Source organism: Bacteroidota bacterium (assembly GCA_016699695.1).
In the GTDB taxonomy this organism is placed as follows: Bacteria; Bacteroidota; Bacteroidia; order Bacteroidales; family UBA10428; genus UBA10428.
Genome location: CP065006.1, coordinates 2,483,676 through 2,496,708, shown reverse-complemented (window position 1 = coordinate 2,496,708; position 13,033 = coordinate 2,483,676). Strand labels below are relative to the sequence as shown.

Annotated in this window: 12 protein-coding genes and 2 tRNA genes; 5 read left to right on the top strand and 9 right to left on the bottom strand. The window is 42.9% G+C overall.

Features of this window, described 5'->3' with window-relative positions; translation table 11 throughout:
• Positions 1–27: 27 nt before the first annotated feature.
• The gene (locus tag IPM71_10540; protein ID QQS50036.1) at positions 28–1,002 is read right to left on the bottom strand and encodes a D-alanine--D-alanine ligase; all 975 of its coding nucleotides are present in this window, start codon (positions 1,000–1,002) and stop codon (positions 28–30) included.
• A 172-nt stretch (positions 1,003–1,174) separates the two neighbouring features.
• On the bottom strand, positions 1,175–1,624 hold the full coding sequence (locus IPM71_10535) for a DUF4395 domain-containing protein (GenBank protein QQS50035.1): 450 nt from the start codon (positions 1,622–1,624) through the stop codon (positions 1,175–1,177).
• Between the two features lie 236 nt (positions 1,625–1,860).
• Between IPM71_10535 and IPM71_10530 the strand changes: the two genes are divergently transcribed.
• Together IPM71_10530 and IPM71_10525 are read left to right on the top strand one after the other, a co-directional pair.
• Positions 1,861–2,559: a flavin reductase gene (locus IPM71_10530; protein ID QQS50034.1), complete on the top strand. Its 699-nt coding sequence runs from the start codon at positions 1,861–1,863 to the stop codon at positions 2,557–2,559.
• 11 nt (positions 2,560–2,570) lie between these two features.
• On the top strand, positions 2,571–3,149 hold the full coding sequence (locus IPM71_10525) for a rubrerythrin family protein (protein QQS50033.1): 579 nt from the start codon (positions 2,571–2,573) through the stop codon (positions 3,147–3,149).
• 193 nt (positions 3,150–3,342) lie between these two features.
• On the opposite strand, the gene IPM71_10520 is transcribed toward IPM71_10525, so the two are convergent.
• From IPM71_10520 to mutS, 3 genes are all read right to left on the bottom strand, one after another.
• Positions 3,343–3,427, bottom strand: a tRNA-Leu gene (locus IPM71_10520).
• Positions 3,428–3,540: 113 nt separating this feature from the next.
• Positions 3,541–3,613 (bottom strand) — tRNA-Gly (locus IPM71_10515).
• 253 nt (positions 3,614–3,866) lie between these two features.
• A complete protein-coding gene (mutS, locus tag IPM71_10510) occupies positions 3,867–6,446 on the bottom strand; it encodes a DNA mismatch repair protein MutS (GenBank protein ID QQS50032.1) in 2,580 nt (859 codons plus the stop codon).
• Positions 6,447–6,715: 269 nt separating this feature from the next.
• Here mutS and IPM71_10505 point away from each other — a divergent pair, with 269 nt between their 5' ends.
• On the top strand, positions 6,716–6,874 hold the full coding sequence (locus IPM71_10505) for a hypothetical protein (GenBank protein ID QQS50031.1): 159 nt from the start codon (positions 6,716–6,718) through the stop codon (positions 6,872–6,874).
• A 27-nt stretch (positions 6,875–6,901) separates the two neighbouring features.
• Here the strand turns inward: IPM71_10505 and IPM71_10500 are convergent, their stop codons facing one another.
• Both IPM71_10500 and IPM71_10495 read right to left on the bottom strand, forming a co-directional pair.
• Positions 6,902–7,570, bottom strand: coding sequence for a methyltransferase (locus IPM71_10500; protein QQS50030.1), 669 nt, complete (start codon positions 7,568–7,570; stop codon positions 6,902–6,904).
• A gap of 105 nt (positions 7,571–7,675) precedes the next feature.
• Positions 7,676–8,449, bottom strand: a complete 774-nt coding sequence (locus IPM71_10495; GenBank protein ID QQS50029.1) for a TIGR02757 family protein — start codon at positions 8,447–8,449, stop codon at positions 7,676–7,678.
• Positions 8,450–8,488: 39 nt separating this feature from the next.
• On the opposite strand from IPM71_10495, the gene IPM71_10490 reads away from it, so the two are divergent.
• On the top strand, positions 8,489–8,860 hold the full coding sequence (locus IPM71_10490; protein ID QQS50028.1) for a YccF domain-containing protein: 372 nt from the start codon (positions 8,489–8,491) through the stop codon (positions 8,858–8,860).
• Position 8,861: 1 nt separating this feature from the next.
• Here IPM71_10490 and IPM71_10485 read toward each other — a convergent pair whose 3' ends face one another.
• Together IPM71_10485 and IPM71_10480 are read right to left on the bottom strand one after the other, a co-directional pair.
• Positions 8,862–11,096 carry a tetratricopeptide repeat-containing sensor histidine kinase gene (locus IPM71_10485; protein QQS50027.1) on the bottom strand — a complete coding sequence of 745 codons (2,235 nt, stop codon included), beginning with the start codon at positions 11,094–11,096 and terminating at the stop codon, positions 8,862–8,864.
• 1 nt (position 11,097) lies between these two features.
• Positions 11,098–11,736 carry a response regulator transcription factor gene (locus IPM71_10480; GenBank protein QQS50026.1) on the bottom strand — a complete coding sequence of 213 codons (639 nt, stop codon included), beginning with the start codon at positions 11,734–11,736 and terminating at the stop codon, positions 11,098–11,100.
• A gap of 242 nt (positions 11,737–11,978) precedes the next feature.
• Here IPM71_10480 and IPM71_10475 point away from each other — a divergent pair, with 242 nt between their 5' ends.
• Positions 11,979–13,019 carry a T9SS type A sorting domain-containing protein gene (locus tag IPM71_10475; GenBank protein ID QQS50025.1) on the top strand — a complete coding sequence of 347 codons (1,041 nt, stop codon included), beginning with the start codon at positions 11,979–11,981 and terminating at the stop codon, positions 13,017–13,019.
• Positions 13,020–13,033: the final 14 nt, after the last annotated feature.

Below are 13,033 nucleotides of genomic sequence, written 5' to 3'. Positions count from 1 at the left end.
AAAATCAAACCTTTCCGGCAAATAGTGTTAAAAAAGGTCAGACAAAATCTCTTCCATTATTTCCTTCAAATCAAGACCTTGGGCACGCACCATTTTGGGTATTATACTTTGCTTACTCATTCCGGGTATAGTGTTGATTTCGAGCAAATAAAGCTCTTCACCGGAAATGATATAATCGACACGGGCAAACCATTTACAATGAAATAAATCGTAAATACGCAACGAGAGTTGTTGGCAGCGTTGCGCAATCTCTTTGTCAATGCGTGCAGGAATAATCTCTTCGGCCAGGCCATCGGTGTATTTGGCTTCGTAATCGAAAAATCCGTTTTTGCTCACTATTTCTGTTATCGGAAAAGTGTAGGCCGATTTTGAGGTGCGTAACACCCCACAGGTAATTTCTGTACCGGTAATCATCTTTTCAACCAAAACCTCATCGTCTTCGGTCATGGCTTTTTGCACGGCATCCTGTAGTTGATCAAAACTATTTACTTTACTCACTCCAAAACTGGAACCCGCATTGTTAGGCTTCACAAAACAGGGGAAGCCAATATTTACCGGAATTTCTTCGAGTTTGTAGCCCAGGCTCTGACTTAGCAGGATCCAGTCGGCCGAGAGAATTCCGTAACTCTTCAGGTATTGTTTTGTAAAGTGTTTGCTAAAAGTTGCAGCTGAGCTTAGCAGATTAGAGGAAGTATAGGGGATGCCAAGCATATCGAAATAGCCCTGTAGTTTCCCGTCTTCGCCCGGGTCGCCGTGGATCATGATCAGGGCGGCATCGAACCTGACTTTTTGTTGGCTTGTAGTAAAAGAAAAGTCATTCTTATCAACAGAAACCATAAGCCCATTTGTTGTGAGCACCTGCCAGTCGGAACCTTTAATCTCAACCCGGTAGGCCTCAAAACGGTTCTTGTTGATGTTTTCCATGATGGTATCGGCACTCTTCACCGAAATCACATACTCCGATGAGTTTCCTCCTGTAACAACCGCCAGTATTTTTTTCATACAGTAAAAATCATTTCTATGCTGCAAAGAAAAGTGATTTTAAGAATGCCTGCACCGATGAACTCCTGTTTTTAATAACAAAAAAACCCGGTTGCTCGAACCGGGTAATTCACTGGAACAATTTCTTCGTCGATGGTGTTGAATCAGATAGAATTCGCAGTGGTTTGTAAACCTAATCGTTTAGTTTCGTGAAAAAAGGCAAAACAAATAAACTATACACGTAGCAGCCTACACAAAAATTAAATACACATTCGAGGCCGGCAAAAAATATAAGCATGGCTCCAATGGCAAAGGAAGCGGATTGAATGTTGATTAGAGCCAGCAGCAAGGCTGCAGCTATCATCACTAAACCCAGGCGGGCTGCAAAAATTTTAGGTGCTTTGTCAATCAGGTTACTCTTAAAACCAAATCGATCGGAAAAGGCACGTGATGCATGGCTCAACAAACTGAATCGCCCATAACCAAATCCCCTTGCAAAGAAATCGGCCAGCAAAAATACCAGAATAAGGGTGTAACCGGTAGCCACATAAATTAGCAATAAGCTTATAACAAACAAGGCAGTAATGCGGGGTAGATGCTCAGGAATACGTTCGGATGAAATAGGGCAAACAATGTTTTTCATAGCAGATAATCTGTTTTGTATCATGCAAATTAAGTGGCTTTTCGGCAAACATCCCTACAAAACAAACGCATTAACAATTTTTTAACTACTTATCCTATTCTTTTTGTAGGTTACGCTCATTGAATCATAATAGACTTTTCATAAGTATTATTTAGAATGCCTTTAAATAGAGGGTCTTACTTTTTATCGCCACTAAACATTCATATTTTTAATCCCCATCATATAAAAGCAAAAAAATGATAGACTTTAATGCGCTCTTCAAATTAAGTTATGGTATGTACGTGGTATCTTCAGGTACCAAGGAAAGTGGTAACGGGTTTATCAGCAATTCGGTTTTTCAGGTAACCGCCGAACCACCCCAGATTGCTGCCTGCTGCAATAAAGACAATTTTACCGCCGGACTTATTGCGGCTACTGGAGCCTTCTCCATTTCGGTTTTAAAGCAGGATGCCGATCGTGATACTATAGGCACATTTGGATACAAGTCGGGGCGTACGGTCAATAAATTCGAAAAATTTGAAGTAAAAAAGGGTCAGACAGGCATTCCTGTTTTAATAACTGATACCATAGCCACACTGGAATGTAGGCTTGTAAACACCTTCGATGTAGGCACTCACCTGATATTTATTGGCGAAGTGGTGGCAGCTGAATTGCTTGCCGACAACATTCCGCTCACCTATGCACATTACCGCGAAACCCGCAATGGGGTTGCCCCCAAAAATGCACCGACATATATCGACAAAGCAAAACTGGAAAAGCCAGCACCTAAAACTTCCACAAAAAAATACAAATGTGTGATTTGTGGGCATGTTTATGACCCGGCACTAGGTGATCCGGATTCAGGAGTAGCCCCTGGCACAGCCTTCGAAGACTTACCATCGGGATGGCAATGCCCTGTATGCGGTGCCTCGAAAGACGATTTTGAAGAAATTTAATAATAACAAATATGGAAAAGAGCATTAAGGGAACCAAAACCGAACAAAACCTGCTAAAAGCCTTTGCTGGAGAATCGCAAGCACGAAACCGCTACGATTTTTTTGCCTCGGTGGCGAAAAAAGAAGGCTATGAGCAAATAGCGGCCATATTCCAGGAGACAGCCAATCAGGAAAAAGAGCATGCCAAGCGGTTTTTCAAATTCCTCGAGGGAGGAATGACTGAAATTACAGCCTCTTACCCTGCAGGCAATATCGGTACAACAGTAGATAACCTTTTAGCAGCAGCAGCTGGTGAAAATGAAGAGTGGACAGAATTATACCCCCATTTTGCCGAAATAGCCAAAGAAGAGGGTTTTCCAAAAGTGGCTGCCGCCTTTAGAATGATAGCCAAAGTAGAAGAGCAGCATGAAAAGCGTTACAGGAAACTAGCCAAAAACATCGAAGAAGGAACTGTTTTCTTAAAAGATGGCAAGGTATTTTGGGTATGCCGCAATTGCGGGTATGTATACGAAGCAGAAAAGGCTCTGGATATGTGCCCTGCATGCGAACATTCGAAATCGTTTATGCAATTATTCGAAGAGAATTATTAGTATTTTTTAAAAATTAAAGAAGGGCAAGATCGGTACAAAGCCGGATAATTGCCCTTTTTTCATTTATAGACTGCAATTAACACTGTTATTGATGCAGGGCTAAGGATGGAGCAACTCCATAGGAATTGTTACCTACTTGTTACTGCAAAAAGAAAAAACCTCTCAACATCAGTGTGTTAAGAGGGTTTTAGGGTACCCGGGGCGGGACTTGAACCCGCACAGCCGTTGCAGGCCATTGGATTTTAAGTCCAACGTGTCTACCATTCCACCACCCGGGCAAAAAGTAGTTTTTCTATCTATGCGGCACAGGCATTGTAACAAAGCTTGTGCATAGAGAAAAAAAAAGAGCGGTTGTGACGCTCTCTTCACCTTTTTTTCAAGAAACCTAGTGAGCGGGAAACGAGACTCGAACTCGCGACCCCGACCTTGGCAAGGTCGTGCTCTACCAACTGAGCTATTCCCGCATTTTGCGAATTGCTTCCTGATGTATTCTATTCATCTTCGTGTTCTACTCCAGATGTACATCGGGAAGCTATTCCCGCTTGTTTTTAAAGGTGGTGCAAATTTATACCTCTTTTTCTTTTCTGCAAAAAAAACAGGCTTTTTTTCACCTGTTTCACCTTTAATTTTTTAAGCTATCCAACAAAACGGCCCTATTCATCCTTTTCTGATGATTTGTGGAACCTGTTCCTGTCTATTAAAAGAACTACATAATCTCTAAAGTCCGGCAAATTTCTTAATCTCGTTCAGCTTGTTTAATGCCTCCATCGGTGTCAGGTTATTGATGTCGGTGTTTTTTATTTCATCGCGTATCTGTTTGAGCACCGGGTCATCAAGCTGAAAAATACTCATTTGCATGCCCTCGCGGCTTGCAGCCAGCTTTTTTACTGGTTTCTGGAGGGGTTGTTTGCGATTGTCATTCTCCATTTGGGCAAGTATATCGGTGGCACGGGCTACCACACTTTTAGGCATGCCGGCCATACGGGCCACGTGAATACCAAAACTATGCTCTACACCTCCCCGCTTAAGCTTACGCAGAAAAATCACTTTATCGTCGAGCTCCTTCACTGTCACATGAAAGTTTTTAATGCGGTCGAAAGTCGACTCCATTTCATTAAGTTCGTGATAATGTGTGGCAAACAGGGTCTTGGCTTTTCCGGCACTTTGCTCGTGAAGAAATTCCACAATAGCCCAGGCGATAGATATTCCATCGTACGTGCTGGTACCCCTGCCAATTTCATCAAGAAGAATAAGGCTGCGGCTGGAAATATTATTCAGAATACTGGCTGTTTCAAGCATCTCTACCATAAAGGTCGATTCGCCGAGCGAAATGTTATCGGAAGCCCCTACACGGGTAAATATTTTATCGACCATGCCAATGCGGGCGCTGCGGGCCGGAACAAAACTTCCTATCTGTGCCATAAGCACAATAAGTGCAGTTTGGCGCAGCAAGGCCGACTTTCCGGACATGTTCGGCCCGGTGATAATAATGATCTGCTGCGATTGACTGTCGAGCAAAAGGTCATTCGCAATAAAAGGCTCATCGATGGGCAGTTGGCGCTCGATTACTGGGTGGCGCCCCTCTTTTATTTCAATTATTTCCGAATCGTTAAGCTCAGGCCTGAAATATTTGTATTCCATAGCACAACGGGCAAAACCCAAAAGGCAATCGAGCCGGGCAACCTGAAAAGCATTGAGTTGAAGTGCTTCGATGTAATCGCTCAGGCTGAGCACTAATTCGTTGAACAACCTGGTTTCCAGAACCAGGATTTTTTCCTCTGCACCCAGAATCTTGGTTTCGTAATCCTTCAACTCTTCTGTAATGTATCGCTCGGCACTCACCAGGGTTTGCTTACGTATCCATTCTGGTGGCACTTTTTCTTTGTGCGTATTTCGAACCTCGATATAATAACCAAACACATTGTTATAAGAGATTTTAAGGGAAGATATTCCGGTACGCTCGATCTCGCGCTGCTGAATGCCAATAAGATAATCCTTTCCGGAACTTTGAATCTGCCGCAGTTCATCTAGTTCAGCCGAAACACCATGTGCAATAACACTGCCCTTGTTAATGGCTGCAGGAGGATCGGGTTGTAGCTCTTTTTCGATTCGTTCGCGGATCGATTGGCAAGGATTGATTTGCTCGGCAATTTTTTGCAGAGCACTCTCCATCGACTTCTCACAAAGTTCTTTGATAGGCCGCAGGGCATAGAGCGCATTTTTTAATCCAATCAGCTCACGGGGAGTAACGCGGCCCATGGCAATTTTCGACACAAGTCGCTCCAGATCTCCGATGTGGGATATATTGTCCTGAATTTCGTTTCTTACCTCAGGCTGCTTCAGGTAGTACTCCACAATATCAAGCCGCTCGTTGACCGGGGCCATATCCTTTAAAGGAAGAGCAATCCATCGCTTCAACAACCTGCTTCCCATGGGAGTAGCGGTTTTATCAAGCACCTCCGACAAAGTTTTCGCTCCTTCGTTGATAGATCCAAAAAGCTCGAGGTTGCGGATTGTGAACTTATCGAGCCATACATAGCGGTCTTCTTCGATGCGTGAGAGGTTAATAATATGCCTGGCGTGCGAATGTTGTGTAATGTCGAGGTAATGCAATATGGCACCAGCAGCCACCACACCCAAACGCAGATTATGTACGCCAAAGCCTTTCAGGCTGGTAGTTTCGAAATGTTTTTGCAGTCGTGAATAGGCGGTATCTTCATTAAAAATCCAGTCTTCGAGTTTAAAAGTGTAATACCTCGATCCGAAGCAATCTTCGAAAAGGTTTTTCTTTCCCGACTCAAACAACACTTCTTTGGGTGAAAAATTACTCAGGAGTTTATCAATATATTCGAAAGTACCTTCGGCGGTAAGAAATTCGCCGGTAGAGATATCGAGAAACGCAACACCAGCCAGCTTTTTATCGAGATGTACACAAGCCAGAAAATTGTTTTCGCGGTGGTTAAGCACCTGGTCGTGGAGCGAAACGCCGGGTGTAACCATTTCGGTAATACCCCTTTTGACAATGGTTTTGGTAAGTTTAGGGTCTTCGAGTTGTTCGCAAATAGCCACCCTTTGCCCTGCCCTTACCAATTTGGGCAAATAGGTATCGAGCGCATGAAAGGGAAAGCCGGCCAATTCAACATAGCTGGCAGCCCCATTGGCCCTGCGCGTAAGGGTAATGCCAAGTATTTCGCTGGTGCGTATTGCATCGGCTCCGAAGGTTTCGTAAAAATCTCCTACCCGAAAAAGTAAAATGGCATCGGGATGCTGGTCTTTAATCGCATAATATTGTTTCATAAGCGGGGTTTCCACCGCTTTACCCTCAGTGCTCAATCGCTTCGTAGTTTATGTGCATGCTAATTTAAGGTAAGGTCCCATGCAGTCAAAAGAACCAGGCAAAAGGTTATACAATTTTAATTAACAACATAATGCAAAAGGCATTCAATGGCAGAATAATGGCTTTCATCAAAACTTTGAGGGGTTTAGACAATATGCTAGCGGAAGCCTGCCTATCGGTAACCAAATTACCGTATTTTTAGCCTGCCGTTGTTACCAAGAAATACCTTATGATTTCAAAGTTTAAAAATGCCCAACTGGTCTTTGTGGATGGAGACAAGCCGGTGCGTATCAAGCGAGCCGTTCTCGAAAACGGCAGGTATCTTTACGAAATTAGAGAGACTGGCGAGGTATTGCCCGAAGAACGGTTAAGCCTTCTAAAACTCTGAGCCAGCTTTAAGCTCGCTCAAAATGTTTTAGTCTAAAGTGGTTCCGGGGTAATATTCAATCGTATATTCTTTAAAGGTAGGATGATATTGATGCCTGCGCCCCTGCTCGATTATAATTTCTTCGGTTTGAAACTGTTCAGGCCTGATTGCCCCTACTTCCATCATTACCCGGATATATTCCTCCTGCGGAAGTGGTCTTACACTTGCTTCGCGCACAATCCACCATCCTTCTGTCTGACAGATTTCCACAAACTTTCGGCGTTCTTCATAAGGCAACACAACCGCCAGCCTTCCGGAGGGTTTTAACAACAATTTTGTCCCTTTTATCAATTGTTCGAGACTTAGCGAATCGTGATGCCTTGCCAGTGCCCTCGGGAGATGTCCGGAACGATGGCCACTGGAAAAAAAGGGCGGGTTGCTTACAACCAGATCGTAAGGTGTTGTATTTAAAGGGATAAATTCAGAAAGTGACTTGTAGTAACAATTAAGTCTATCGGCCCAGGGACTTTGATTGCAATTATCCCTGGCCTGTTCTGCTGCCTGATGGTCGATATCGATGGCTTCGATCAGACCCGTAGTTCTTTGAGCCAGCATGAGCGCCAGGATGCCGGTACCAGTTCCAATGTCCAGAATATGCAGGTTACCTTTTGCATTCACCCAGGCACCAAAAAGTATCGCATCCGTACCAATTTTCATCGCACAGCGATCTTGCCAGATGGTAAAATGCTTTAATTGGAAATAATTATTTGCCAAAGGTTGTATTTTAGTTCACAACAGTTTATTCTAATCCCCAATTGCGCATTAGTGCAATATACTTTTATCGACTCCCGCACCAAAGAGTGCAAAATCGTACCTGGCCGGATCATTGGCATCGAATTGCCGGAGCTTTTCGGTTAATTCCAATACCGCCTTCCAGTCATTCTGCTTCCGTTCCAGAAGCAGCAATTCACGTGCAGTGCGCCCGGAATGTACATCGAGAGGAAGATAAAGTGCAGATGCAGGGATGGTTTTCCAGATACCAAAATCCACTCCACGCTTATCATGCCGGATCATCCAGCGAAGAAACATATTAAGCCGCTTGGCCGAAGACCCTGCCTGAATGTTGGCCAGGTGTTTCATCGACCTGTCTTCGTGGGGAATTTCAGAAAAAAACTGGTACAAAGCCATTAACCCATCCGAAAGCCTTTGTTGCTTTTGGTATGCTTCGTTAAAAATCTTTTCAAGTCCGCCCTGCAGATAAATAAGACGAAGAGTGCGAATGAAAAATCTAAGATCGGTAGTCTGAAATGTTCTGTAATAGAAGCAGTCGATTCGATTTAGTTCTGCTTCAGAAGCCTCGCACACAAATTCAGCAGGTGCCTGGTCCATCAGATTCATCAAATACCTTGCATTTTTAACAATCTGACTGCGCTGACCCCAGGCAATGGTAGCAGCAAGAAAACCCGCTATTTCAATGTCCTCTTTTTTTGAAAAAGAATGCGGTACTGAAATAGGATCTTCTTCGATAAATGCCACACAATTATAACGATCGTGCAACAATTCCAGCAATTCTTTTATTTCAGCCTTTTCGAGCAATGGGGTTTTTGATTAACTTGTGCAAAAATAGAGTGTCTCATGCGATTAATTGCCAACCTTTTGTGGATAATTTTAGGTGGAGGAATTATTCTCTTCCTCCTATACTTCCTGGGTGGATTCTTGCTTTGCCTCACCATTATTGGCATACCATTCGGCATTCAGAAATGGAAGCTGGCGTTTTTTGCCCTTGCACCTTTCGGCAGAAATGTGCATGAAAGTCCTGCCACTGCGGGTTGCCTGGCCATTATTTTTAATGTATTGTGGATTTTATTGGGTGGCTTCTGGATAGCTGTAAGCCACCTGGTTCTTGCCCTCGTTTTTGCCATCACTCTCATAGGCCTTCCTTTTGCCCGTCAGCACCTTAAGTTGGCAGGTCTGGCCATTGCTCCGTTCGGAAGAGTAGTAGTTTAAGCTAATAACTCAATGCATGCTGGTTTTCGGCATAGCTTATTGTGTCATCGGAAGCAGGCATAGCTGAAGCAGGCAAACTGATTATTACCCTGGTACCCTTGTGAATTTTACTATTAATTTGGATAGTACCTTTGTTTTTCTCTACAAACTCTTTACAAAGTTTTAGCCCGATACCCGATCCCTTTTCCTGCATAAGACCGAGGGTAGAATAAAGTTTGTCGTCGTCGAAAAGGGCACTTACCACCTGGGCATCGATGCCCACGCCGCTATCTTGAATATCCAGCACAACAAAATTACCTTCGTGCCTGATGGAGATCACTATGGAACCATGGTTGGGAGTAAATTTCAGGGCATTGGAAAAAACGTTTCGCAGCGCAGTATTCATTAAATTTATGTCGACAAAAACAGGGGCGCTATCGCAAAGTTCAAAATGAAAACCTATTTTTTTCTGTTTTAAGGGTGATTGAAACAGCAGTACATTTTGCCTTACCAGGTTATTGATATCGATATTCTGAGGATGGAATGGAATCATATCCATCTTGGTGCGTGTCCAGTTCAAAAGATTATCCATAAGCAAGAAGGTATTTCTTGCCGACTCATCGAGTGATCGGAGCGATTCAGAAAGTTCGGCATGAGTCATTTTATCAAAGCTGCCTGATAGAGTTTCGGTGATATTTTTTACCCACCAGAGTGGATTGCGCAATTCGTGTGCGATAATTGAAAAGAATTTATCCTTTTCGCGGTTTACCATTTTAAGTTCCTGGTTTAGTGCGGTAAGCATTTTATTGGCCTCGTGCTTTTTCGAATAGCGCGAAAAACTTACCATAGCCAGCACCGTCATGAGCAAAAAGCACATGAGAAATAGTAAAATCACCAGGTTCTTTTGTTTTATTTGAAGGGTTTTCACCTGGTTCTCGGCCCGCAGCAATTCATTCTGCTTTAATTGTTTTTCATTTTCCATGGTTGCCTTTAACGAAGCAATCTGCTGGTTGTATACCTCCTGAAGCAAGGTGTCACTAAGCTGAATGTATTTCAGCCCTGCATCGTTCGATTGTTTATAGTCGCCCAGGTATTCGTAACAAACCTGTAGGCCGAGATAACAATCGCGTATTACCTGATTGCTTTTGTGTTCTTTGGCTTTTTCCAGACAGGAATGATAATTCTCCACAGCACGCGAATATTCTTTTTTTTGTTTGTATAAACCCGCCAGGTTCAACTGAGCCTGCAGAATTCCCTTCGTATAGCCAATATTCTCCGAAAGACTTTTACTCTTTATCCACGAGTCTTCCGCTTCATTTAAAAGCCCTTTCTTTTGCTGCAGCAATCCAATATGAAGGAGCCCCTTGATGGTACCCTTGGCATATCCCACTTTGTTAAACAAGATTAATGCTTCCCTTACATAGTACTCCGAACTATCGAACTGATTTTGCTGATAATGCATTTTACTTAAGTTCAGGTAAGATTTACCAACGCCTTCGTCGTATTGTAAAATTCGCCTGGTATTTAAGGCTTTATGATGGTAATACATTGAATTTTCAAAATCATTCAGCGCGGCATAAATATTACCTAAATGGTTGCAGGTAGTAGAAAATGACGCCTGATCAATAATGCTTTCTTGCTGAATGCTATAGGCCTTTAAACAATAATGAAGACCATTCATCATTTCGCCATTATCGGTAAAATGATTGCCTATATTGTTATACAAACTAATCATTTGAACCGTATCGTGTATTTTTTTGGCAATTTTAAGAGCGCCCTCGTAATAATCAAGTGCTTCGTTGAAGTTACCCACGGTATGGTAATACTTCCCTATGAGGTTCTTGGCTTTGCTTTCCAATTCCGGATAGCGGTATTGCAACCCAATGGTGTTGGCTTCGAGGAAATATTTTAGGGCTAACTGATATTGCCCCCTGTTGTAAACAATTTCTCCAATCACCAGGCTAATTTGCGCAATTTCGTATGAATTGTTTGTGCGGATTGCTTCGTCAAGTTTTTGTTCCTGGAGATTGAGCTCGGCATTACTAACCCTGGGAAAATAATCAGGCAAATCTGAGAAATTATCAATTGCTCTGAGGCTTACCTGCGCGTTGGATTGACTTGGAGACAGCACGACCGGATTTAACTCCATTTCCTGTTTCTCTCCATTTCCTTCCTGAGCTTCAGCAGTAAAAAGACTAATAAAAAGAAACAAGAAAGCTACTTTCGCACTTTCAGCTATATAGAAGTCTCTTCTCATATTAGCTTAATAAACCATGTTGAATGGCATAACGGGTAAGTTCTGAATTGCTCGAAATGCTCAATTTTTTCATGATACTGTTTCGGTGATTGCTTATGGTATTCTTACTTACCGATAAACTGCTGGCGATATCGCTCTTTTTAATGCCCTGAACCAGAAGATGCAATACTTGGTACTCGCGGTCGGTTAAAAGATTATGGGCTGTCTGTCGGAAGGTGTTTAAATGGCCTGTATAATTTTCCAAAAGTGCATTCTGCTTAGATGTGATGTACTTCCCTCCGCACAGAATGTGCCTGATAATGGATATAATTTGCTCAGGCTGGGTTTCTTTATTTACATAGGCCGAAGCACCGTTGGTAAACATGCGCGCCGCAAACGACTCATCCGGATTCATGGTGAAGATTACAACCGGAAGTGAAGGGTAAGTGCTCTTAATCTCTTTCAAGGTATCCAACGCATCTTTTCCCGGCATGGAAATATCGAGAATAACCAGATCGTAGACCGATGCTTTGAGCTTGCAAAGCAGTTCGTCGCCATTGCGTGCCTGTTCAGCCAATCGAAGGTCGATGGTTTGATTAAAGATGAGTTTTAGACCAGTGCACACCACAGCATGATCGTCGGCAATAATTACTCTGTACACAGTTTATCCTGTTAAAAGTCGAAAAGTAATTCAGTTGAAAAGAAAACATGGGAACTCTAAGTGAATCTTTCGTTAAGTTTTAATTAAGAAATCCGCATGCTCACTTTGTATAGTATTCATATACTGTAGATTAGATTTATGAAGGAAGAGGAATAGTCATTCTTACTATGGCTTATGAAAATCCAATAGCCCTATTTTGCAAAGAGAATTAAACAAACATTACACCCAAAAAATTTTAACACATGAAAAAACTATTACTTATTCTATTTACAAGCTTCCTGGCCGGCCTTGGAATCAATGCCAACGGCCAGGGCATGGTTGATGTAAGCATTATTGCCACCGGCGATGTAGTAACAGACTCACTCTTTGTAGAAGATGGAGAAGGAAATGTCATCGACACTATTGTGGTATCCTTTGCCCTTTCTTCGGACGATGCCGAGCAGGAAAATGATGAAATTGACGCTCTTTACGACGATGACCTTGATGCAGGTTGGGAAGGCCAGGAAGGTGACGAAAACATTTTAACGATGGGTCTTCGCTTCCAGAACATTACAATTCCGCAGGGTGCCACCATCGATTCGGCATTTATTATCGTTTACTCGCACGAAGCCAAACTCGAAGACGATGTGGCCAATGTCACTATCTATGCCGACGATACCGACAATGCCATTACCTTTTCTGAGGACAGCCTTATTACCGACCGCGCTGCCACCGCCGCCCAGGTAGATTGGGTTGTTGCCGAGGAATGGCAATTATGGGAAGCTTATAGCACTCCTGACCTTAAAAGTGTCGTTCAGGAAATTGTTGACCGTTCGGGATGGAGCTCAGGCAATGCTATTGCTTTTGTGTTGGCTGGAGAAAACCAGGGTGTAAGCGACGTGGAAAATGCACGTGAGATGGAATCATACGAAAACATTTCCGATCCGGAAGATGAAGATGCAAACGGCACTCCGGGCGATGGACAAAATCATCCTGAGAGAGCTCCCCGCCTGATTGTATATTACAACGGATATTCTACATCAGTAGAGGAGTCTAATAACGTGGACAATTTGAGCGTATACCCAAGTGTGGTAACAAATGGCCAGATTGTAATCAGCTTCGAAGGTTCTTATTCACAAAAAGGTCAGGTATACAACTCGAATGGCCAAATGGTAATGGATCTTTCATCAATCTCGCTTCTGAGTGGCACCGCAATCGATGTGAACCAATTATCTGCAGGACTTTACCTGGTGCAATTGCAGGTAAATAATCAAACTAAAACTGTTCGTTTTATTGTAAAATAATCTATTACATAAAT